Source organism: uncultured Aquitalea sp. (assembly GCF_945957525.1).
In the GTDB taxonomy this organism is placed as follows: domain Bacteria; phylum Pseudomonadota; class Gammaproteobacteria; order Burkholderiales; family Chromobacteriaceae; genus Aquitalea.
This window is the reverse complement of record NZ_CAMFLA010000010.1, coordinates 22,090-44,548: the sequence shown is the minus strand read 5'-3', so window position 1 is coordinate 44,548 and position 22,459 is coordinate 22,090. Positions and strand designations below refer to the sequence as shown.

Sequence of the window (22,459 nt, the reverse complement as noted above, 5' to 3'; positions counted from 1 at the left end):
GCGGGTGAGTTCTGAAAGAGATGCGGTACCATGAAAAAAGCCCGCGATTGCGGGCTTTTTGCTTTGGGCTGACGAATGTTTACAGCCCCTGGCTCTCGATACGCACACGTTGGCCGGGCTGCAGCTTGGCCAGCATGCGGGCATCGTTCCAGCGCTGGATGTCGGAATGGTTGATGCCAAAACGGCGCGCGATGCTGAATACGGTATCGCCGCGCTGCACGACATATTCAGCCGGCACGGCACCGGTGGCCTGGGCGCGCACGCCGCTGACCTTGACGATGGCCTCATCCTGCGCGCTGGGTGCGTCGGCGGGAACCGCTTCGGCCAACAAGGTGGTGTCAGCCTTGACGGCGCTCGGCTTCACCTTCAACACCTGCCCCAGCTTGACGGTATCGTCGGACAGATTGTTGATGGATTTCAGCTCCGCCACGGTCAGGCTGTAGCGGCGGGAGATGTTGAACAGGGTATCTCCTCCGGCAACAGTGTGCTGGCTGGCATTGGGGTTAACCGCTGCGAGGCGGGCTTCCAGCGGTTTGGCTGGCGGAGTGGTGGACGGCGGAGTGGCTGGTTCCGACTTGGCGACCAGCACCGGCTTGGCTGCAGGCTTGACGACGACATCGGCGCTGACAACTGGCTTGATGGCGGCGGCTTCCGCTTGTGCTACGGCAACGGTTTGCTCAGCAGCAGGAGCCGGCGCTGCTGCTAACATCGGTGACGCCGTCGCCGGTTTGGGGGGCTCGGCCGCTACGTTGCTGGCGGCGATCAGGGTTGGGGATTCCGCCGCCTTGGCCGATGGCGCTTGCGCGGTCAGCACCGGCGCGGCAGCCATGATGGGGGACGGCGCGGCCACGGGTTTGGCTGCTGCGAGCGGCTGGCTGACCGGTTCAGGAGTCTTGGCGACAGCCACCATGACCGGCGCGATCGCCGGCTTGTCGGCAATGACGGCATCACCGGCTTCAAGCGGAGCGGCGTCGTCGACCTTGCCCTTCATCGCCACCAGCACCGGTTGGCCGGCGCTCAATGTGCGCGAGCGCACCTTGTTGACGGCCAGCAGTTCGGATTGGCTCATGCCGTGGCGCTCGGCCACGCTGGCGATGCTTTCATCGCCGGAGGGGATGTACACCTGCCAGCTCAGCAGCGGTTTGTCCCAGTGCTCCAGGTTGTAATCGAACTTGTCGGCCTTGGCCACCGGCACCAGCATCTGGCGACCCGGTTTGTGCGCATACACAGGCAGGTTGAAGGCCGGGTTGAGTTCCTTGAACTCGGCTACCGACATGCCGGCCATCTTGGCGGCCACGTCGATATCCATATGGCGGCCGGTGGAGACGGCGACGAAGTAGGGCTTGTTGGGGAATTTGTCCAGCTTGACGCCGTACTTGTCCGGATCGGCCAGAATGTTGCGCACCGCAATCAGCTTGGGAGCGTAATTGCGGGTTTCATTCGGCATCTTGATGTTTTCGTAGGTTGGCTCAAGGCCGGCGGCCTGCGCGCGCGCGATGGCGCGAGACAGGTTGCCTTCGCCCCAGTTGTAAGCGGCAAGGGCCAGGTTCCAGTCGCCGAACTGGGCGTAGAGGTTTTCCAGATAGTCCAGCGCGGCGCGAGTGGCTTCCACCACATCGCGGCGGCCGTCGTACCACCAGGTTTGCTCCAGACCGTAATGGCGACCGGTGGCCGGCATGAACTGCCACAGGCCCGCCGCGCCAACCGGCGAAGTGGCGGTAGGCACGAAGGCGCTTTCCACGACAGGCAGAAAAGCGATTTCAGTCGGCATGCCGCGACGTTCCACTTCATTCATGATGTGGAACAGGTATTTGCGGCTGCGGTCAACCATGCGCTTGAAGACTTCCGGGCGCGCGCTGTAGAGGCGCTCTTGCCGGCGGACGATATCGGCGTTGACTTCGGGAAGCTGGAACCCTTCGCGGGCACGTTCCCAGACGTTGTCGCCGTTGCGAAGCAGGCTGGAGTTGAGAAGCATCATGTCCAGACCCGCGGCCTGGGCTTCGTCTACGCCGACGGACTGTCGGAATGCCCCAGAATCGGCGTGAGCCAAAGATGAAACGGAAAATGCGAATGACAACGAAAGTGCCAATGGAGTAATTCTTTTCATTTGGCCGGCCCGGAATTCTTATTCTCGGGGATGCTAAACACCACTACTGGCAGTGTCAATCGGAAAAAGCAAATCTTTTCATGCACTTTTAATGATCGGGCGGGGCTGCCGCGACCTGTCGCCCGGGGGGGCGTGGCCCCCTCTGGACTTTGCCGAACGGCATGTCAGGCGAAATGATTTTTCCATTCGCGCAACACGGTGAAAACTTCCGTCTCGTCGGCCAGGGCGTGCCCGGCCTTCGCTTCGGCCGATTTTTTCACGCTGTCGACATGGCAGCGCAAAAAGGGGTTGGTGGTTTTTTCCAGACCCAGTTCGGTGGGAAGGGTAGGCAATTCCATGGCGCGCTGCTTCTGATCCACGGTTTGCCGCAGCAGAATTTCTTCGTTGTCGGGCTCTACGGCCAGGGCGAAGCGAAGATTGGACAGCGTGTATTCATGCGCCGGGAAGAAGCGGGTGGTGTCCGGCAGGGCGGCGATCTTGGCCAGCGAATCGCGCATCATTGCCGGCGTGCCCTCAAATACCCGGCCGCAGCCGGCGCCGAACAGAGTATCGCCGCAAAAGAGTTTGCCTTCCGCCAGATAGGCGAGATGGTCCAGCGTATGGCCCGGCACTGCCATCACCTCGAACTGCGCGCCTTTCCAATGGAAGCGGCTGCCATCCATCACCGGCTCGTTCACGCCAGGGATGCCGGCCGGGCCGTACACCGTTGCCTGGGGCCACAGGCGCAACAGTTCGGCGATGCCGCCTGTGTGGTCGGCATGATGGTGAGTGAGCAGAATGCCTTGCAGGGCCAGCCGGTTGTGCTGCAAATACGCGATAAGCGGCGCTGCGTCGCCGGGGTCGACGGCCAGCGCGCCGGTATCCTGTCGCAAAACCCAGATATAATTGTCGGCGAATGCCCGGACGGGAGTGACGGTAAACATGATGGGTACGGGATTCCTTCAATGATGCAAGCGTTTGCCAGATGGCTGACCTCGACCGAACTGGGAGCTTACCTCCTGGAGCGGGAAAAAGCCTTTTTCGACCGAGCCGCAGCCGACATCTTCGGTTTCCATGCGGTGCAGGTGGGGCTGCCGGAGGTGGATTTCCTTGAATGCAACCGCATACCCTGGCAATGCCGGGTGGCGGAGAGCGGTCATCATGCCCACATTTTGTGCCGGCCCGAGCAACTGCCTTTCGAAACCCGCAGCATCGACCTGCTGGTGATGCCGCATTTGCTGGATTTTACCACCCAGCCGCACCAGGTGCTGCGCGAGGTGGAGCGGGTGCTGATGCCAGAGGGGCGTTTGCTGATGACCGGTTTCAATCCGGTATCGCTGTGGGGTGTGCGCCGGCTGGTGCAAGGCCGGGCGGACACGCCGTGGCGCGGCAACTTTCTCACCCCGGTGCGCATCCGCGACTGGCTGACCCTGCTGGAACTGGAGCCTGCCAATAGCGCCTTCATGGGGTATGCCCCGCCGTTTGCCAGCCGCGAATGGCTGGATCGCTTCCGTTTTATGGAGGAAGCTGGTGATCGCTGGTGGCCGCTGGCCGCCGGCGTTTACGGCATAGAGGCGATCAAGCGTCAGCGCGGCATGCGGCTGATCACGCCCAAGTGGAAGCCGGCCAAAGCGGCCAAAGGCTTGATTGTGGCCGGCGGCAATGAGGGCCAGCCCACGCACCGCCAACCCGTCGATACGCCAAAGGTGGATTCGGTCAAGGCGGCCTGAGTGCCCGCGTGGCCGTTCATCGGCCTTGCCTGATGCGCCGGCGCAAAGCGCCAAGCCGATTTTAATGACAGTCGCCGCAGGTTCGCGCCTGCGGCATCGACAAGAAGACAGCATGACGACGCAAGACGACAACGTAGTGGAGATTTACAGCGACGGGGCCTGCAAGGGCAATCCCGGTCCCGGCGGCTGGGGAGCGTTATTGCGCTTTCGCGGCAAGGAAAAAGAGCTCTTCGGCGGTGAGCCCGGCACCACCAACAACCGCATGGAGCTGTTGGCGGTGATCCAGGCGCTGGCCACGCTCAATCGCCCCTGCCAAGTAGTGGTCTATACCGACTCGCAATACGTGCAAAAAGGCATTTCCGAGTGGATTCACGGCTGGAAAGCCAAGGGCTGGAAAACCGCCGCCAAGGAGCCGGTGAAAAACGCCGATCTGTGGCAGCGGCTGGACGCCGAGCGCAATCGCCATGTCAAGGTGGAGTGGCGCTGGGTGAAGGGCCATGCCGGTCATGAGTTCAACGAGCGCGCCGATCAGCTGGCCAATCGCGGCGTCGAATCCCTAGGCTGATTTCCTCCTTCATTACACAGGTTGGCCGAAGGTCGGCCTGTTTCTTCTGGCAAGACACCATGAGACAGATCATTCTCGATACCGAAACCACCGGTCTCGATCCCAATCAGGGCCATCGCATCATCGAATTCGCCGGCCTGGAAATGATCAACCGCAAGCTCACCGGCAAGCATCTGCATCTTTATATCCATCCAGACCGGGACATCGACCCGGACGCCGAGCGCGTGCACGGTATTTCGCTGGAGTCGCTGCAGGGCAAGCCGCGCTTCCATGAGGTGGCCGGTCAGATTGCCGACTTCCTGCGCGACGCGGAGCTGATCATCCACAACGCTCCTTTTGACGTTGGCTTTCTCAATGCCGAGTTTGATCGGGTGGATCTGCCGCGCATCAAGGCGTTGTGCGCCGAGGTGACTGATACGCTGGTGATGGCGCGAGATCAGTTTCCCGGCAAGCGCAACAGCCTGGATGCTTTGTGCGACCGCTTCGAGATTGACCGTTCCAACCGTACCCTGCACGGCGCGCTGATCGACTGCGAACTGCTGTCGGAGGTGTATCTGTGGATGACGCGCGGCCAGGAAAGTCTGGTGATGGACATCGACGTGGAAACGCCCGCGGCCAGCGCCGGCGACATGCAGTTCGAGCGCAAGCCGCTGATTGTCCGCCGTGCTTCCGAAGAAGAGATGGCGGCGCACGAAGGCTATCTGGGAGATCTGGACAAGGCGGTGAAAGGCGCTTGCCTGTGGCGGACGCTGGAGAATCCACCGGCCGAGGGGCAGGCATGAGCCGCTTTATCGCGCTGGTGCCGGCTGCCGGTTCCGGCAGCCGCTTTGGCGCGCCCAGCCCCAAGCAATACCTGCAGCTCAATGGCCGTCCGCTGATGTGGCACACCTTGAGCGTGTTGTCGCAAGTGGCCGCCATTGACGAGGTAGCGGTGGTGATTTCGCCGGGTGACGAGTGGTTTGACGATTACCAGTGGGATTTGCCCAAGCTGAGCGTGCATCGTGTGGGCGGCGCCAGCCGCGCCGACAGCGTGCGCAACGGCTTGCGCGCGTTGGGCGCCGGTCTTGACGATTGGGTGCTGGTGCATGATGCCGCCCGCTGTTGCCTGTCGGTGGCGGCGGTGGAGCGTCTGATGGCCGCACTGAGCGACGATGCGGTGGGCGGACTGCTGGCCTTGCCGGTGCCGGATACCGTCAAGCGCGCCGACGGCGATGGCCGCGTCAGCGCCACGGTGCCGCGCCAAGGCTTGTGGCTGGCGCAGACGCCGCAGATGTTCCGTGCCGGCCTGTTGGCCGAAGCGCTGGACAAGGGCAGGACCGAGGACATCACCGACGAGGCGTCCGCCATCGAACTGGCCGGCATGAAGCCACGGCTGGTGGAGGGCGACGCGCAGAATTTCAAAGTGACCTATCCGCGGGATCTGGCGCTGGCGCGCGCCATTCTCGCCTCACGCAAGGAGTAAGCATGTTCCGCATCGGCCAGGGTTACGACGTTCACCAACTGGTGGAGGGCCGCCCGCTGATTCTGGGCGGCGTGACCATTCCGCACGACAAGGGCCTGCTGGGCCATTCCGACGCCGACGCGCTTTTGCACGCTATTACCGACGCTCTGTTCGGCGCGGCGGCGCTGGGCGATATCGGCCGCCATTTTCCGGATACCGACGAACGTTTTCGCGGCGCGGACAGCCGCGTCCTGCTGCGCGAAGCCGTGGCCCGCGTGCAGGCTGCCGGCTGGCGCGTGGTGAATGTTGACAGCACGCTGATTGCGCAGCGGCCGAAGCTGGCGCCGCATATCGACGCCATGCGCGCCGTGGTGGCGGCTGATCTGGGCATCGGGATGGATGCCGTCAACATCAAGGGCAAGACCAACGAAAAACTGGGTTATCTCGGGCGCTGCGAAGCCATTGAGGCGCAGGCGGTCTGCCTGCTGATCCGGGCCTGATTCGGGCCTGATTCGGGCCTGATTCGGGGCCGGACTCAGGCAAAGCCCGCACCATTATGGGATAATGGCGATATCGCCATCGTTGTGCATCTAACAGGAGAAACACCATGCTGACCCAGGATCAACTCAAGCTCGCCGTGGCGCAAAAGGCGCTGGAGTTCGTACCGGACGACGCCATCATCGGCGTAGGCACCGGCAGTACGGTCAACCTGTTCATTGAAGAGCTGGCCGGCATCAAGGGCCGCATCCGCGGCGCGGTATCCAGCTCGGAAGCCTCTACTGCGCGTCTGAAAGCGCACCACATCCCGGTGTTCGATCTGAACGAGGTGGAGAAATTCGAGGTGTACATCGACGGCGCCGACGAGATCAACCACCACCTGCACATGATCAAGGGCGGCGGCGCGGCGCTGACGCGCGAGAAGATTGTCGCCAGCGTGGCCGAGCAGTTTGTCTGCATCGCCGACGAGAGCAAGTACGTGCTCAAACTGGGCAAGTTTCCGCTGCCGGTGGAAGTCATTCCCATGGCGCGCAGCTCGGTCGCCCGCCAACTGGTGGCCCTGGGCGGCCATCCGGAACTGCGCCAGGGCGTAGTGACCGACAACGGCAACTGCATCCTGGATGTGCATGGCCTGGAAATCATGAAGCCGGTGGAGCTGGAAGAAGCCATCAATCACATTGCCGGCGTGGTGACCTGCGGTCTGTTCGCCCGCCGCCGTGCCGACGTGCTGGTGCTGGGGCGTCAGAGCGGCGTAGAGGTGATTCGCTAACACCCGCTGGCAAAGCCCCTGATCCTGCGTTGCGCCTCCTGGGTGGCGCGCTAGGCACTGCCTGCGTTGGCGCGCCTTGGCTCCGGGGCTTCGCGAGCTGTTGCCGGCGGCGCCAAACGGCGGGTAAAGGCCGCAGCCGGGCAGCGCTCTTGTCTTGACGCTTCGGCCAACCTCTGCGAAAAGGTTGGCCGAAGGTCTTTATGATTAACTGTCACACGGCTGTCATTGAGTGGCCGTAAGCTTACGGATTCTCAGGCAATCCGCTTTTTCTGATGAGGCAGACATGGCAGAACACATCTCCAAGCAATTTGACATGGAACTGGAAACCATCCGCACCCGCGTATTGCAGATGGGCGGTCTGGTGGAACAACAGATCCTGTCTGCCATCGACGCGCTGATGAGCGGCGACATCGCCAAGTTCGACAAGGTGATCGCCGAAGACGCGCTGGTGAACGCCATGGAGGTGAGCATCGACGATGCCTGCCTGCACATCATCGCGCGCCGCCAGCCGGCCGCCAGCGACCTGCGCATCGTGTTCACCGTGATCAAGGTGATTACCGATCTGGAACGCATCGGCGACGAAGCGCAGAAGATCGCGCGCATGGGCAAGACCATCTATCAGTCCGAGCGCTACCAGATGCCGCGCTTCCGCGAGATCCGCAAGATGGCCGAAGTGGCCACCGCCATGCTGCGCCGCGCGCTGGATTCCTTCGCCCGTCTGGACCACTCCGCCGCTTTTGAGCTGGCGGAGGAGGATCGCCGTCTGGACGAAGACTTCGCCGCCGAACTGCGTCAGCTGATCACTTTCATGATGGAAGACCCGCGCACCATCAGCATGTCCATCGACACTCTGTTCATTTCCAAGGCCGTGGAGCGCATCGGCGATCACTCCAAGAACATTTCCGAATACGTGGTGTATCTGGTGAAGGGCAAGGATATCCGCCACACCACACTGGAAGACCTCAAGCAGGCCACGCTCGGCGATTGATAGCCGATGACCTGATCGCGCAAAGGCGGTAACATCCCGGTGTTGCCGCCTTTTTGTTTTACCCCATCTCACTTCATGCGGCGGATCGGCCGCCGGCCAGGCCCGGGTCCGCAGCAAACAAGAATTAGGAAAAGGGTTGCCCTTGACTACGCCCCTGACCCCGCCTGACGTACTCGCCACTGTCGATCTCGGCTCCAATACCTTTCGTTTGCAAGTATCCCGCGTGGTGGAAGACCAGCTTTACCCGCTGGACGCCATGAAAGAGACCGTGCGTCTGGGCGCCGGCCTGACTGCGGACAAATATCTCGACGACGACACCATCGAACGCGCGCTGGCCTGCATGGCCCGCTTCGGCGAACGTCTGCGCGGATTTTCCCCGGCGCAAGTGCGCATCGTCGGCACCAATACCTTGCGGGTAGCCAAGAACTCGGCGGACTTCATCACCCGCGCCGAGGCCTTGCTGGGTTTCCCCATTGAAATCATCGCCGGCCGCGAAGAGGCCCGCCTGATCTACATCGGCGCCGCGCATTCGCTGCCGGCCACCAAGGAACGCCGTCTGGTAGTGGACATCGGCGGCGGCTCGACCGAATTCATCATCGGCAGCCAGTACAAGGCCCATGTGACCGAAAGCCTGCCGCTGGGTTGTGTCAGCTACAGCCTGCGTTTTTTCAAGGAAGGCAAGCTCACCAAAACCAACTTCGCCGACGCGATTCTGGCGGCGCGCAATGAAATCCAGCGCATTGCCCACGATTACACGCCGGATGAATGGCAGCTGGCCGTAGGCACCTCGGGCACCGCCCGTTCCTTGCGCGACATTCTGGAGATCAACGACTGGTCGTCTTCCGACATCACGCTGGACGGCATGGAGAAGCTGCGCGCCGAACTACTGCGCCGCGAGAACCTCAAGAACGTCAATCTCAACGGTCTAAAAACCGATCGCGTGCCGGTGTTGCCGGGTGGCCTGGCCATCATGATCGCCATTTTTGAAGAGCTGGGCGTCAGCAAAATGACAGTGGCCGAGGGCGCGCTGCGCGACGGCGTGCTGTACGACCTCTTGGGCCGCCAGCGTGAAAAGGACATGCGCGAAAGCACCGTGCTGCTGTTCAAGCGCCGTTACCACGTGGACGCGCAGCAGTCCGAGCGCGTACAGGGCTTGGCCGAACGCTTCTACCGGATGGTGGCCGGCGAAGACGTGGATCAGGACATGCTCAAGCGGCTGTTGTGGGCGGCTCGTCTGCATGAAATCGGCCTGACCATCGCCCATACCGCCTATCACAAACACTCCGCGTACATCCTGCAAAACGCCGACATGCCGGGCTTTTCCAAACGCGAGCAGGCTTCCCTGGCCACCATTGTGCTGGGCCATCGCGGCGACATGGGCAAGATGGTGCAATACGTGCAGGACGCGGCATTGTGGCAGGCCGTGGTGTCGCTGCGTCTGGCGGTACTGTTTGCCCGCAACCGCCGCGCCGTGGTGTTGCCGGAAAAGCTGGATCTCAAACCCAGCTCCAGCGGTTTTGCCCTGACGGTCAGCGCGGGCTGGCTCAAGCAGAACCCGCTCACCGCCAGCGCTTTCCGCCAGGAAGTAGGGCAGTGGAAGAATGTCGGTTTCCAGCTTGAGGTCGTACAGGCTTGAGCGGCCGCCACGCTAGCGTCAAGACGCGATCTCCCTCGCTGGGCGAAGCGCCGGGCAGCCTGATTCCCATCGGCCAGCGCAAGGTGGAGGAGGCCACGGTGGCCTTTATCGAGTACGGCCCGGACGCGCTGAAGGAAACCACATTCGCCACCATCGAGGAAGGCATGGCCTGGCGGCCGGATCTGCCGGTGCGCTGGCTCAATGTCTACGGTCTGCACGACCCGGCCGCCATGCGCGCCATCGGCGAGCGTTTTCATCTGCATCCGCTGGTGATGGAGGACATCCTCAATGCACGCCAGCGCCCCAAGATCGAAGACTACGGCGACTACCTTTTCATGGCGACGCGGGTGTTCGACTTTTCGCCCAAGGATGGCAGGCTGCGCTACGACCAGGTTTATCTGGTGATAGGCAAGCAGTTTGTGCTGACTTTCCAGGAGCAACCCACCGGGGTGTTCGAGCCGGTGCGGGACCGTCTGCGCAAGCAGCGCGGGCAGATTCGCGAGCGCGGCGCGGATTATCTGGCCTATTCGCTGATAGACGCGGTGGTGGATGATTATTTCGGCGTGCTGGCCCAGTTTACCGAGCATGTGGAACGCACCGACCAACAGTTGTTGCATGGTAGAGAGCAGGGTGTGCTGTCGCTGATCCAGCGACTGAAGCATGATTGCCTGAAGCTGCGCCGCTCCATCATGCCTTTGCGGGAAATCCTGCTGTCGCTCACGCGCGGCGACTACGGTTTCTTCCGCAGCGAAACCGTGGTGTATCTGCGGGACGTTTACGATCACACCATGCACGTCATCGAATCGCTGGAAATGTCGCGGGAAATGGTGGGCGACATGCTGGACCTCTATCTCTCCACCCAGTCGCACCGGCTGAACCTGCAGATGCGGGTGCTGACCGTGATCACCATGATTTTCATGCCGCTGACGCTGATTGCCGGCATCTACGGCATGAATTTCGAATTCATGCCGGAGCTGAAATGGCATTACGGCTATTTCGCGGTACTGTGCCTCATGCTCAGTATTGCCGGTGGCCTGGGCTGGTGGTTCCGGTTGCGGCGCTGGTTTTAGCCGCAGGCGAGAGCGACGGACATTCTCTGCAAGGTTGGCCGAAGCAATGGCTTCGGCCAACTTTTTTCAAGCTTGCTTCGCATACCCCTGCGGGGTATATAATCATCGCAAGGAGATCTTGCCATGACAACCCGCCTTACCTTTCCCGTGCAAGGCATGAGTTGCGCCGCTTGCGCCGCCCGGCTGGAGAAAACGCTTAACCGCTTGGAGGGCGTTTCCGCCAGCGTCAGCTTTGCCAGCGAGCAAGCCAACGTAGAGTTGGCCTCTGTGCAAACACGCCCGGAGCACGTGCTGGCAGCCATCGGCAAGGCCGGTTTTTCCGTGCCTGAGCAAACCCTGACGGTGGATATCGAGGGCATGACTTGCGCCGCCTGCGCCGCCCGGCTAGAGAAAGTGCTGGGCAAGTTGCCGGTAGTTTCCGCCACGGTGAACTTCGCTAGCGAACAGGCGCTGCTACGCTTTCCCTCCGGCACTCTCACGCCGGAAGACGCGCTGGGCGCGGTAGCGCGCGCCGGGTTCAGCGGGCGAGTGTTGACGGTGGACGACAGTGAAGCCGGGCACGAGCAGGACGCCGCCCGTTATCGCCGCGAACGCAACTGGTTTCTGGCTTCGCTGGCCTTGACCTTGCCGTTTCTGGTGGAAATGGCGCAGATGTTGGCCGGCGCTCACCACGGCATGCTGCCGCGCTATTGGCAGCTGGCGTTGGCAACGCCGGTGCAATTCATCATCGGTTGGCGCTTTTACCGCGGTGCCTGGCACGCCTTGCGTAGCGGCGGCGCCAATATGGACGTGCTGGTGGCGTTGGGCACCAGCATGGCCTGGTTGCTCTCGGCATGGGTAACGCTGAGTGGTCAGACCGGGCAGCATGTGTATTTCGAGGCCAGCGCCGCTGTCATCACCCTGGTGCTGCTGGGTAAATTGATGGAGGCCCGCGCCAAGGGGCGCGCTTCCGCCGCCATTGGAGAGCTGGTGCGCTTGATGCCGCGCACGGCGCGGGTATTGCGCGGCGAAGTCTGGCTGGAACTGCCCATTGCCGACTTGCAGCCGGGCGACCAGATTCAGGTGCGTCATGGCGAAACCTTGCCCGTGGATGGCGTGGTGCTGGAAGGAGAAGCCGTGCTGGATGAGAGCATGCTCACCGGTGAAAGCCTGCCGGTGGCGCGCAAGGCGGGCGACAAGGTGTACGCCGCCACCCGCAATCAGGCAGGCATGTTGAAGATTCGTGCCGCCAGCGTAGGCAGCCGCACCCAGCTGGCGGAAATCATCAGGCTGGTAGCACAGGCTCAGGGGTCGAAAGCGCCCATCCAGAGATTGGCCGACCGCATTTCATCCGTGTTTGTGCCGGTGGTGAGCGGCATCGCCTTACTGACCTTGCTGCTGGGCGGCTGGTGGCTGGACGACTGGACCCTGGCGCTGATCCACGCAGTGGCGGTGCTGGTCATCGCCTGCCCCTGCGCACTGGGGCTGGCCACGCCTACCGCCGTGATGGTGGGCGTGGGCAATGGAGCGCGACGGGGCATTCTATTCCGCAACGCCGCCGCGCTGGAGACGGCAGGTCATCTGGATGCGCTGGTGCTGGACAAGACCGGCACACTGACCGAAGGCAAGCCGCGTGTCACCGGCTTGTGGGCGGTGGACGGTGATGAAACACGTCTCTTGCAGCTAGCGGCCAGTCTGGAGGCGGGCTCGGAGCATCCGTTGGCCCGCGCGGTATTGGCCGAGGCGGCACAGCGCCAGCTGGCGCTACTGCCGGTTAGCGGCTTTGCCGCCGAAGTGGGGCAGGGGGTGCGCGGCGTTATTGCCGGCGAAGGCCTGCTGACGTTGGGGCAGGCTGACGCGGAAGCGGTGCTGCCGCAGGCTGCGGCATGGTTGGCCGAAGGTCGCACAGTGGTAGCCTTGCGGCGAGACGGCATGACGCTGGGCTTGCTGGCGATGGCGGACACGCTGAAAGACGGTGCGGCAGAGTCCGTAGCGGCGCTGCGCGCCATGGGGGTAAGCGTCATGATGCTGACCGGCGACAATGCCGCCACCGCCGCTCATATCGCCAGCGCGGTGGGTATTGCTGCATTCCGCGCCGGCGTCCGGCCGCAGGACAAGGCTGCCGAGGTGGCCCGTTTGCGCGAAGCCGGTCACCGGGTGGGCATGGCTGGCGATGGCGTCAACGATGCGCCGGCGCTGGCGGCGGCCGACGTCAGCTTTGCCATGGGCAATGGTTCCGACGCCGCAATCGAGGCGGCGGACATCACGCTGATGAGCGGCGATATTCGCCAGCTGGCGGACGCGATTCGCTTGTCGCGCGCCACGCTGGCTAAAATACGGCAAAACCTGTTTTTCGCCTTTGTCTACAACGCACTGGGCATACCGCTGGCGGCGCTGGGTTTGCTGAACCCGGTGTTGGCGGGTGCGGCAATGGCGATGAGTTCGGTGTCGGTAGTGAGCAATTCGCTGCTGCTGCGCCGCTGGAAATGATGGAAAGGACTAGCAATGACTGAATTGATCATGAAGATCGACGGTATGACCTGCGGCGGTTGCGTGAAGAGCGTGACCGGCATTCTCAGCACCATGGCCGGCGTGGAAAGCGCCGATGTGAGCCTGGAACAGAAACAGGCGGTAGTGCGTTTTGACGCAGCCGTGGTGTCGGCGGAGGAGCTTGCCGCTGCGGTTGAGGATGCCGGTTTCGACGTGGCGGAGTAAGCCCGCGCCGTCAGCTGCTGCGTTTGGGCAAAATGGCGGCGGGCGTCTCTCTCGCTGAGGGAATGAGTGGCGGCTGCGGGCCAAGTAGTCCGAGTATTGGAACAAACGCCGGCAGTGAATGAAAAACGGGGCTTTGGCCCCGTTTTTCATTGGTGTGGTTCATAGCTCGATCACTACGCCTTGTTCCAGCTGATGCACATTGATCAGCGCCGGCAGCCCCTCTTTCAGCTGCTTCATGGCGGTTTGCCGATGCAACTGATCAGTATGGGTAATCCAAAGATGCACATTGGGCGGCAGCAACTCCAGCATGGGCAGCAGCAGGGCCGGACTCATGTGACCGGCTTTCACGGCCAGCTCGGATTGCTCGCTGGGGTAGGTCAGTTCGCAAATGACGTCGGTGAGCGAGGGCACATGGGAAATCCAGTGCCAGAAAGGCAGGCAGGGGCCGGAGTCGCCGCTGAAGGCCAGTGCGCGCCAAGCGCCTTCCAACAGCCAGCCAATGGAGGGGATGCTGTGCTGGGCGGGCAGGGCGGTAGCCATGCCATCGCTCAGCGGCACGGCGTCGCCGACTTCCACGGCGCTGAAACGCACCCAGGGCGCGTGCTCGTCCGGCATGCGGGCGTAGTCTGGCCACAGGCTGCCGTTGAACATGTGCTCGCGCAGGGCGGCGATGGTTTCCGCCTGGGTATGCACGGTGAGGCCTGGGCCGCCGTGAGTGGCGTGGGCGTCGGCCAGCAGCGGCAGGCAGCCGGAGTGGTCGAGATGGCTGTGGGTCAGCAGAACGGTGTCGATGCGCAACAATTCGTCAACGGACAGATCGCCAACACCGGTACCGCAATCCAGCAGGCAGTGCCCATCGATCAGGAAGCTGGTGGTGCGGGCCGAACGGCCGACGCCGGCAGAAGACCCCAGAATCTTTACATGCATGATGCCCCCGGACTGATCAAGATCGTTGGCTGCTCATGCAGCGCTACAGCGATTGTAGCCAAGTCTCGCCGGCGGCGCAGCCTGCGTGAGTCGATGAACTTCCTCTGGCGGGCCGGCTTTACCCGCATTTACTTCAGGGTTTCCGCCTCTCCAGCGCGTGCGCCGTCGGCGGTTTCCACCCGTAAAGCCGTGGCGGGCGTGGTTTGTTGCGTGGTGTCTTGCCAGTGCCTGTCGCCGTTCGGGGAGAAGCGCGTCTTTAAACCAGGCAATTCTTCCATCGTTTGCCAATGGCCTTCGGCCAACCTTGCACCGCAGGACGCCTGTGGGGCGGCGTCCTGCGGCGCAAGGTTCAGGCGGCGGGGCGCAAGCGCCGGCTCAGGCCTTCAACGGCCCAGGTTAGCAGCAACATGCAGAGTATGAGCGCGGCCGCCTTTTGTTGCTGGAACAGCGACAGCGCCAGGTAAAGCTGCTGACCGAGGCCGCCCGCGCCGACAATGCCCAGCACGGTGGCGATGCGGATATTGTTTTCCCAGCGGTACAGCGCGTAGGCAATCCACTGGTGCAGCACGCAGGGCAGCACACCGTAGCAGAACACGCCCAGCCGGCCCGCACCGGCCAGTTCCAGTGCGCGCGACGGCTCCGACGGCGCGTTTTCCAGCGTTTCGGCAAACAATCGTCCCAGTACGCCGCTGGTGTGCAGCGCCAGCGCCAGTACGCCGGCTGCCGGCCCCAGCCCTACCGCCAGTACGGCGATGGAGGCCCATAGCAGATCCGGCACGCCGCGCAGCAGATTGAGCAGCGCGCGACAAGGCAAGGTCAGCGCTAGCCCGAAGCGCCCCGCGGCCGGCAGGGCCAGCAGCGCGCCGCCGATGAAGGCCAGCGCGGTGCCCAGACCGGACATGGCCAGCGTTTCCAGCGCGTAATGTCCCAGCTCGGGCAAGAACGGCAGGCTGAGCGCGGGCGGGAAAAAATCATGGAAGAAGCGCGGCAGGGCGGCGGGGTCAAAGCCGCTGTCGCGCCAGCCCGGCCAGAGCCAGGCAACACTGGCCATGATCGCCAGCACGCCGCCGGCGGCCAGCCATCCCTGACCAGCGCGGTTGGCCAGCGCCCGGCGCGCCAGATGGCTGATGGCGTCGCTCAGCGCCGACAACAACAGGAAAACCAGCAACAGCGTGCTGACCTCCCCGCTATTGAGCATTTTCAGGCTGGTGTCCAGCAACTGGCCAATGCCGCCCGCGCCGACAAAGCCCATCACGGCAGAGGCGCGTACCGCGCACTCCCAACGATAAACGCTGTAGCTCACCAGTTCGGGTAGCGCTTGCGGCCACAGGCCATACAACAGGGTTTGCCAGCGGCTTGCGCCCGCCAGATGCAGCGCCCGCGCCGGCGCGGCTGTTTGGGATTCGAGGATTTCGGCGTACACCTTGGCCAGCATGCCGCCGTAGGCCAGACCGATGGCCAGCACCGCCGGCAGGCTGCCCAAGCCGGTGGCGCGCACAAACAATAAGGCCCAGACGATTTCCGGTATGCCGCGCAATAGCACCATCAGGCCGCGCAGGGTGGTTTGCGCGGCTTGCAGCAGGCGGGAAGGGCGATCGCCGCTCAAGGCGTGGCGATCCAGCGCGCGGCTGGTGAGGAAGGCCAATGGCGCGCCCAGCAACAGCGCCAGGGCGATGCCGGCGGTGGCGCTGGCTAGCGTGGTGAGCGTTTCTCTGGCCACTTCGCCGAGGAAGTCCGGCGCGAGCGCGGGCGGCAGAAAGCCGGCCACAAAGGCGCCGATGGTGCGGAGATTGTCCGGCTGGGTCAGTGCGGCGGGGTTGAAGCCGGTGAGCGGGAAGGTGGGCGCCATCAGCGCGATGACCAGCAGCCAGCCAGCCAGCCGCGTCCAGCGGGCGGGGTCGCGCATCAGCATCGGCGCCCCTGCGGCAGCTGTGCGACGGCAGGCGCGGCTTCTTCGGCCAACCTTTCGTCGGCGTAGAGGGCGCTGACAAGGCCCGGCGTGACTTCGGCGCGGGGCAGGTCGAATACGATACGGCCATCGCGCACGCCGATGAGACGGCCAAAGTGCGACAGGGCCAGCTCCACCGAATGCAGGCTCACCAGCAGGCTGGCGTCGCGCTGGCGGGCGTCGGCGCACAAGCAGCGCAAAATGTCTTCGGCCAACCTCGGGTCCAGCGCGGCAATGGGCTCGTCCGCCAATAGCAAATCGGCTTGCTGGTACAGCACGCGGGCCAGGCCGGCGCGCTGGCGCTGGCCGCCGGAGAGTTGGTCGCAGCGAGCCCACAGCTTGTCTGCCAGATCCACCCTGGCCAGGGCGTCGGCCACAGCGGCGACGTCTTGCGGCCAGAGTAGCCGCTTGAGCGCGGCCAGCCTGCCGCTGCGGCCCAGTCGGCCTGCGGCGACGGCATCGATCACCCGCTGCCGGTCGGGCAGGGGCGAGCTTTGATACAGCATGCCGATGCGGCTGCGCAAACGCCGACGCCAGCGGGCCGACAGGTGCCAGGGGTTGTCGCCCAGCACGGTCAGCTGGCCGGCATCCGGGCGATAGCCGGTGGCGCACAGGAGCAGCAGGCTGGTCTTGCCCGCCCCGGAGGGGCCGATCAAGGCTGCCTGCTCGCCCTGGGCCAGATGCAGCGTCAGCTCGTGCAATACCGGCGTGCCGCCCAGATTCAGCGACACGCCGTCCAGATGCAGGCTCACTTCAGCAGACCGGCGGCTTCGGCGGCGGCTTCAATGCCTTTGTAGTTGTCAGCCTTGGTGGGGATGAATTTGCTGGCGCGCTGCAGATCGAGAATGGCTTTCTGCTCGGGGTTTTTCGCGTCCAGCTTGAGGAAGGCGGCGGTAATCTTCTGCTGCAGCTTTTTGTCCATGCTGCCGCGTACCGTCCAGTTGTAGTCATAGAAGGTGGGCGACGTGCTCAAGAGCTTCACCTTGCTCATGTCCACCTTGCCGCTTTCCACCAGCTTGTCCCATACCGAGGCGTTGAGCACGCCGGCGTCCACCTTGCCGGAGGCTACCCAGGCCACGGTGGCGTCATGCGCGCCGGAGTAGGCCACATTCTTGAAGAAGGTTTCCGGCTTGATGCCATCCTTCTGCATGAAATAACGCGGCATCAGGTGACCGGAGGTGGAGGAGGCAGAGCCGAAGGCAAAGCTTTTGCCTTTGAGGTCTTTCAGCGTTTTCGCGCCGCTGGCGGTGCTGGCGATGAATTTGGCGGTGAACTTGCTGTCTTCCTCGCGCTGCACCAGCGGTACCACTTTACCGTGCTGACTGGCTTGCACAAAGGTAAAGCCGCCCAGCCAGGCCATGTCGATCTTGTCGCTGTCCAGCGCCGTTACCACCGCGGCGTAATCGGTCACCGGCACAAACTGCACCTTCATGCCCAGCTCTTTTTCCAGGTACTGGCCCAGCGGCGCAAACTTGCGCTGCAGCTCGGTGGGCGCTTCATCGGGGATGGCGGAAACCTTGAGCACGGCTTCTTCGGCGGCAGCGAAGGCGGCGGCGGCCAGCATGATGCCGGCCAGGGTCAGCTTGACAGCTTTCATGGCGATGTCGTTCCTGTCTTGAGTGCGGGCGATAAGCCGCAGGATCAAAAAGGCCAGTCGCTAGACTGGCCTCGGCACTTCCGGTGAGGGCGGACGATAAACCGCCCTGAGTTTCGAGTTTACTGCATGGCGCGACGTTTGCCGAACCAGACAAACAGCGCGGCGCCGATGAGGATCATCGGCAGGCTCAACCATTGGCCCATGCTGATGAAATAGGACTGGCCGAAGATGCCCTCGTCCGGCGAGCGGAAGTATTCGCAGACAAAACGCGCCAGGCCATACCCCATCAGAAAGACGGCCGATACCTGGCCGCGCGGGCGCGCTTTGCCGCTGAACAGCCACAGCGCGACAAACAGCGCGATGCCTTCCAGCGCAAACTCGTACAACTGCGAAGGGTGACGCGGCAGCGCGCCATAGCGGGCCAGCATGTTCATCAGATCGGCCGAGGTCTGGCCTTGCAGCAGATCGTCGCGCGCGGCTTGCGGAAACAGCATGGCCCAGGGCAGGTCCGGGCTGGCTACGCGGCCCCACAGCTCGCCGTTGATGAAGTTGCCGATGCGCCCGGCCGCCAGGCCCAGCGGCACCAGCGGAGCGATGAAGTCGGTCAGCTCCCAGAAGCTGCGGCCATGCTTGCGGGCAAACAGCTGCATGGCGATCAGTACGCCGAGGAAGCCGCCGTGGAAAGACATGCCGCCCTTCCACACCATGAAGATTTCCAGCGGATGACTGAAGAAATAGCCGGGCTCGTAAAACAGCACCTGGCCCAGCCGGCCGCCCACCACCACGCCCAGCACCCCGTAGGTGAGCAGGTCGTCCAGCAGTTTGCTGGTCATGAAGGCGTGGCCGCGACGGATGCGGTAGTTGCCCAGCAGCAAGAAAAGGCCGAAGCCGAGGAGATACATCAGGCCGTACCAATGGATGGCCAGCGGGCCCAGTTGCACGGCGATGGGGTCGAACTGCGGATGAACGATCATTTGTCAGTCAACGGCGTTTGCGGTAAAAGAGATGGACGAAATTATACGGAATGCGTTCCCAATCGTCCCGCAAATACCGTTGCGGCACGATCGCCCGCGTCACAGGCACCCGGACGCGGGCAGGCTCGCCGCGCATGACACGGCACCGCCCCGGCAGGCGTTTTCCGCAGATACTGCTCTCAAGGAAACAATCATCATGCCTCAATACCGTTCCAAGACCTCCACCGCCGGACGCAACATGGCGGGTGCCCGTGCCCTGTGGCGCGCCACGGGCATGAAGGACGAGGACTTCGGCAAACCCATCATCGCCATTGCCAACAGTTTCACCCAGTTCGTGCCGGGCCACGTGCATCTGCACAATATGGGCCAACTGGTGGCGCGCGAGATCGAGCGCGCTGGCGGCGTCGCCAAAGAGTTCAACACCATCGCCATCGACGACGGCATCGCCATGGGCCACGGCGGCATGTTGTACAGTCTGCCCAGCCGCGACCTGATTGCCGACAGCGTGGAATACATGGTTAACGCGCACTGCGCCGACGCGCTGGTGTGCATCTCCAACTGCGACAAGATCACCCCGGGCATGCTGATGGCCGCCATGCGCCTGAACATCCCGGTTGTGTTCGTTTCCGGCGGCCCGATGGAAGCGGGCAAGGTGCAGTGGGGCAACGACATCCGCAAGCTGGACCTGGTGGACGCCATGGTGGAGGCCGCCAACAGCGCCGTTTCCAACGAGGACGTCGACCGGGTGGAACGTTCCGCCTGTCCCACCTGCGGCTCCTGCTCCGGCATGTTCACCGCCAACTCCATGAACTGCCTGACCGAAGCGCTGGGCCTGTCCCTGCCGGGCAACGGCAGCCTGGTGGCCACGCACGCCGACCGCAAGGAATTGTTCCTGCGCGCCGGCCGCCTGATCGTCGAGATTACCCGCAGACATTACGAGCAGGACGACGCCAGCGTGCTGCCGCGTTCCATCGGCACCAAGCAGGCTTTTGAAAACGCCATGAGCCTGGATGTGGCCATGGGCGGTTCCACCAATACCGTGCTGCACTTGCTGGCCGCGGCCAGCGAAGCCGGCGTGGACTTCAAAATGGCCGACATCGACCGTATTTCGCGCTCGGTGCCCTGCCTGTCCAAAGTGGCTCCGGCCACCCAGAAGTACCATATGGAAGACGTGCATCGCGCCGGCGGCGTGGTGGCGATCCTGTCCGAACTGGATCGCGCTGGCCTGATCCACCGCGATGTGCCCACCGTGCACAGCAAGACCCTGGCCGACGCACTGGAAAGCTGGGACATCTGTCGTCAGGGCCCGGACAGCGAGGCGCAGCGCTTCTATCGCGCCGCGCCCGGCGGCGTGCCCACCACCATCGCCTTCTCGCAATCCATGCGCTACCCCACGCTGGATGACGATCGCGCCGAAGGCTGTATCCGCGACAAGGCCCACGCTTACTCGCAGGACGGCGGTCTAGCCGTGCTGTACGGCAATATCGCCGAGCGCGGCTGCATCGTGAAAACCGCCGGTGTGGATGAGTCCATCCTCAAGTTCACCGGTCGCGCGCGCATCTTTGAAAGTCAGGATGACGCTGTGGCGGCCATTCTGGACGACAAGATCGTCGCCGGTGATGTGGTGGTGATCCGCTACGAAGGCCCCAAAGGCGGGCCGGGCATGCAGGAAATGCTCTACCCCACCAGTTATCTCAAGTCCAAAGGGCTGGGCAAGGCCTGCGCCTTGCTGACCGATGGCCGCTTCTCCGGCGGTACTTCCGGTTTGTCCATCGGCCACGTTTCGCCGGAAGCGGCGGAAGGCGGCGCGATCGGCCTGGTAGAAGAGGGCGACACCATCGAGATCGACATCCCCAATCGCCGTATCCAGTTGGCCATTGCGGATGATGTCCTGGCTGCGCGCCGCGCCGCCATGCAAGCGCGCGGCCGCGACGCCTGGAAGCCGGTGGATCGCCTGCGACCGGTCAGCGCCGCCCTGCGAGCTTACGCCGCCATGACCACCAGCGCCGACACTGGCGCCGTGCGCGACGTCAGTCAGGTAGAGAAGTAAGCGCTGCGCTTCTCCACTAGGTATCACCGCAAAAGGCAGCTTTGGCTGCCTTTTTTCATGCTTGCAAACTCGTCGCAAATCACAGATTGCGCCTGCCCATGCCAGCCGGCGCTGCAAAACCGGGAGAAAACATGAGTGACGTCGAGGTGCTGATCCAGCGCCAACTGGATGCTTACAACGCGCGTGATCTGGAGTCATGGGCCGGCACTTATGCCGAATACGCCAGACAGTACCAGTACCCGGATACGCTATTGGCCGAAGGACGCGAAGCCATCAAGGCGCGTGGCAGGGAAAGGTTTGCCGAAGCGGATCTCCACGCCGCTTTGCGCCATCGCATCGTCAACGGCGAGGTGGTGATCGATCACGAAACCGTTACCCGCACGGTGGCGGGCCGGCGCATGCAGGCAGATCTGGTATGCGTCTATCAGGTGGCGAACGGGGCCATCGTCCGCGCGGATTTCATCAGTGGACCGCTGTGCGAGGTTGATAGCAAAGCAAGGGAAACAGCATGAGCCTGATTTTGCATGTGGATAGCCAGTACGCCAGCCCGTACGCCATGTCGGCGTTCATCGCGCTGACCGAAAAACGCCTGCCGTTCTCCTTGCAGACGGTGGATCTGGGCGCAGGTCGGCAGGCTTTGACGGATTACGCAGCGATATCGCTGACGAGACGGGTGCCGACCTTGGAGCACGACGACTTCGCCTTGTCGGAATCCTCTGCCATTGCTGAGTATCTGGATGAGGCTTTTCCGGCCGGCAGGATCTATCCGGCAGACCGCCAGCAACGCGCTCGCGCCCGCCAGTTGCAAGCTTGGCTGCGTAGCGATCTGTTCGCCCTGCGCGAAGAGCGCAATACCTTGGTGGTGTTCTATCGGCCTGTAGCAGCGCCTTTGAGCGTGAGGGCGCAACAGGATGCGGCCAAGCTCTGCGCCGTGGCTAAGTCATTGTTGGCCGAAGATGCGGCCAACTTGTTTGGCGAGTGGTGTCTGGCGGATGTGGAACTGGCCTTGATGCTTAATCGGCTGCGCCTGAACGGCGATGCTTTGCCGGCGCCGCTGGCTGCGTATGCCGAGCGGCAATGGCAGCGGCCTTCGGTACGGCAATGGCTGGATCTGCGGCGCCCGGCACTGCCTGCCTGATCGAGGGGCGGGTGAAGCAGCGTGCAATCGGCATGGGTGCGCTTGTTCGATTGTTGCTCTATGAGAGGAGGGGGAAGGGAGTTTTTGACAAGATGAAAATCTTGTCCGACTAGGAACTTTCCTAGAGGGAAATGCGTCTTATCTGGGCTGATTGATTCCCGTCAGCTTCCCCGCATGGCAGCGCCTTTGGCGCGCCGCTCTTCTTGCTCTCCTCTGCAAGCCCGGGCACCTTTTCAGGTGTCCGGTTTTCTTTTATGAAAATTTATGAACTTGTATACAGTATATTCCACTTCGTTTGTTTCGTTTTGAAGCAAAACGAACATTGATGATGTTCTGTTTTTACAAGGC

Annotated in this window: 22 protein-coding genes; 14 read left to right on the top strand and 8 right to left on the bottom strand. The window is 63.0% G+C overall.

The annotated features are described in order from the left end of the window. Nucleotides 1–79: 79 nt before the first annotated feature. Both Q0P52_RS11190 and gloB read right to left on the bottom strand, forming a co-directional pair. A complete protein-coding gene (locus Q0P52_RS11190; protein WP_293762401.1) occupies nucleotides 80–1,978 on the bottom strand; it encodes a LysM peptidoglycan-binding domain-containing protein in 1,899 nt (632 codons plus the stop codon). Between the two features lie 293 nt (nucleotides 1,979–2,271). Then, nucleotides 2,272–3,030 carry a hydroxyacylglutathione hydrolase gene (gene gloB / locus Q0P52_RS11185; RefSeq protein ID WP_293762402.1) on the bottom strand — a complete coding sequence of 253 codons (759 nt, stop codon included), beginning with the start codon at nucleotides 3,028–3,030 and terminating at the stop codon, nucleotides 2,272–2,274. 21 nt (nucleotides 3,031–3,051) lie between these two features. Here gloB and Q0P52_RS11180 point away from each other — a divergent pair, with 21 nt between their 5' ends. The 11 genes from Q0P52_RS11180 to Q0P52_RS11130 all read left to right on the top strand — a co-directional run bounded on the left by Q0P52_RS11180 (nucleotide 3,052) and on the right by Q0P52_RS11130 (nucleotide 13,477). Beyond that, nucleotides 3,052–3,816, top strand: a complete 765-nt coding sequence (locus tag Q0P52_RS11180; RefSeq protein WP_293762404.1) for a methyltransferase domain-containing protein — start codon at nucleotides 3,052–3,054, stop codon at nucleotides 3,814–3,816. A 112-nt stretch (nucleotides 3,817–3,928) separates the two neighbouring features. Further along, entirely contained in the window at nucleotides 3,929–4,381 is a 453-nt protein-coding gene (gene rnhA, locus Q0P52_RS11175) for a ribonuclease HI (protein ID WP_293762407.1), read from the top strand. Between the two features lie 59 nt (nucleotides 4,382–4,440). Continuing rightward, nucleotides 4,441–5,163 (top strand): DNA polymerase III subunit epsilon, encoded by a 723-nt coding sequence (gene dnaQ / locus Q0P52_RS11170; RefSeq protein ID WP_293762410.1) that lies wholly within the window; start codon nucleotides 4,441–4,443, stop codon nucleotides 5,161–5,163. After that, on the top strand, nucleotides 5,160–5,843 hold the full coding sequence (gene ispD / locus Q0P52_RS11165) for a 2-C-methyl-D-erythritol 4-phosphate cytidylyltransferase (RefSeq protein ID WP_293762412.1): 684 nt from the start codon (nucleotides 5,160–5,162) through the stop codon (nucleotides 5,841–5,843). The genes dnaQ and ispD overlap by 4 nt, the downstream gene beginning before the upstream one ends. A 2-nt stretch (nucleotides 5,844–5,845) precedes the next feature. Continuing rightward, complete coding sequence (ispF, locus tag Q0P52_RS11160) at nucleotides 5,846–6,322, top strand: 2-C-methyl-D-erythritol 2,4-cyclodiphosphate synthase (RefSeq protein WP_293762415.1); 477 nt, start codon at nucleotides 5,846–5,848, stop codon at nucleotides 6,320–6,322. Between the two features lie 107 nt (nucleotides 6,323–6,429). Continuing rightward, on the top strand, nucleotides 6,430–7,089 hold the full coding sequence (gene rpiA, locus Q0P52_RS11155; RefSeq protein WP_293762417.1) for a ribose-5-phosphate isomerase RpiA: 660 nt from the start codon (nucleotides 6,430–6,432) through the stop codon (nucleotides 7,087–7,089). 283 nt (nucleotides 7,090–7,372) lie between these two features. Beyond that, entirely contained in the window at nucleotides 7,373–8,077 is a 705-nt protein-coding gene (gene phoU / locus Q0P52_RS11150) for a phosphate signaling complex protein PhoU (RefSeq protein WP_293762420.1), read from the top strand. Nucleotides 8,078–8,219: 142 nt separating this feature from the next. Next, entirely contained in the window at nucleotides 8,220–9,713 is a 1,494-nt protein-coding gene (ppx, locus tag Q0P52_RS11145; RefSeq protein WP_293762423.1) for an exopolyphosphatase, read from the top strand. After that, entirely contained in the window at nucleotides 9,710–10,783 is a 1,074-nt protein-coding gene (gene corA / locus Q0P52_RS11140) for a magnesium/cobalt transporter CorA (RefSeq protein WP_293762426.1), read from the top strand. Before ppx ends, corA begins: the two co-directional genes overlap by 4 nt. Before the next feature lie 123 nt (nucleotides 10,784–10,906). Beyond that, nucleotides 10,907–13,252: a heavy metal translocating P-type ATPase gene (locus Q0P52_RS11135; protein WP_293762429.1), complete on the top strand. Its 2,346-nt coding sequence runs from the start codon at nucleotides 10,907–10,909 to the stop codon at nucleotides 13,250–13,252. A 15-nt stretch (nucleotides 13,253–13,267) separates the two neighbouring features. After that, a complete protein-coding gene (locus Q0P52_RS11130) occupies nucleotides 13,268–13,477 on the top strand; it encodes a heavy metal-associated domain-containing protein (protein WP_293762432.1) in 210 nt (69 codons plus the stop codon). Nucleotides 13,478–13,636: 159 nt separating this feature from the next. On the opposite strand, the gene Q0P52_RS11125 is transcribed toward Q0P52_RS11130, so the two are convergent. The 6 genes from Q0P52_RS11125 to lgt form a co-directional block, all read right to left on the bottom strand. Further along, complete coding sequence (locus Q0P52_RS11125; protein ID WP_293762434.1) at nucleotides 13,637–14,404, bottom strand: 3',5'-cyclic-nucleotide phosphodiesterase; 768 nt, start codon at nucleotides 14,402–14,404, stop codon at nucleotides 13,637–13,639. A 128-nt stretch (nucleotides 14,405–14,532) separates the two neighbouring features. Then, nucleotides 14,533–14,706, bottom strand: a complete 174-nt coding sequence (locus Q0P52_RS11120) for a hypothetical protein (RefSeq protein ID WP_293762437.1) — start codon at nucleotides 14,704–14,706, stop codon at nucleotides 14,533–14,535. A gap of 47 nt (nucleotides 14,707–14,753) precedes the next feature. Further along, nucleotides 14,754–16,316 carry a phosphonate ABC transporter, permease protein PhnE gene (gene phnE, locus Q0P52_RS11115; protein ID WP_293762438.1) on the bottom strand — a complete coding sequence of 521 codons (1,563 nt, stop codon included), beginning with the start codon at nucleotides 16,314–16,316 and terminating at the stop codon, nucleotides 14,754–14,756. Then, a complete protein-coding gene (locus tag Q0P52_RS11110; RefSeq protein WP_293762439.1) occupies nucleotides 16,310–17,104 on the bottom strand; it encodes an ATP-binding cassette domain-containing protein in 795 nt (264 codons plus the stop codon). The genes phnE and Q0P52_RS11110 overlap by 7 nt, the downstream gene beginning before the upstream one ends. Then, the gene (locus Q0P52_RS11105) at nucleotides 17,101–17,949 is read right to left on the bottom strand and encodes a putative selenate ABC transporter substrate-binding protein (protein WP_293762440.1); all 849 of its coding nucleotides are present in this window, start codon (nucleotides 17,947–17,949) and stop codon (nucleotides 17,101–17,103) included. The genes Q0P52_RS11110 and Q0P52_RS11105 overlap by 4 nt, the downstream gene beginning before the upstream one ends. Before the next feature lie 119 nt (nucleotides 17,950–18,068). Beyond that, the gene (lgt, locus tag Q0P52_RS11100; protein WP_293762443.1) at nucleotides 18,069–18,923 is read right to left on the bottom strand and encodes a prolipoprotein diacylglyceryl transferase; all 855 of its coding nucleotides are present in this window, start codon (nucleotides 18,921–18,923) and stop codon (nucleotides 18,069–18,071) included. 196 nt (nucleotides 18,924–19,119) lie between these two features. On the opposite strand from lgt, the gene ilvD reads away from it, so the two are divergent. The 3 genes from ilvD to yfcF all read left to right on the top strand — a co-directional run bounded on the left by ilvD (nucleotide 19,120) and on the right by yfcF (nucleotide 22,111). After that, complete coding sequence (gene ilvD, locus Q0P52_RS11095; RefSeq protein WP_293762445.1) at nucleotides 19,120–20,973, top strand: dihydroxy-acid dehydratase; 1,854 nt, start codon at nucleotides 19,120–19,122, stop codon at nucleotides 20,971–20,973. 131 nt (nucleotides 20,974–21,104) lie between these two features. Continuing rightward, a complete protein-coding gene (locus tag Q0P52_RS11090) occupies nucleotides 21,105–21,485 on the top strand; it encodes a nuclear transport factor 2 family protein (protein ID WP_293762447.1) in 381 nt (126 codons plus the stop codon). Then, the gene (yfcF, locus tag Q0P52_RS11085) at nucleotides 21,482–22,111 is read left to right on the top strand and encodes a glutathione transferase (protein WP_293762449.1); all 630 of its coding nucleotides are present in this window, start codon (nucleotides 21,482–21,484) and stop codon (nucleotides 22,109–22,111) included. The genes Q0P52_RS11090 and yfcF overlap by 4 nt, the downstream gene beginning before the upstream one ends. Nucleotides 22,112–22,459 lie beyond the last annotated feature (348 nt).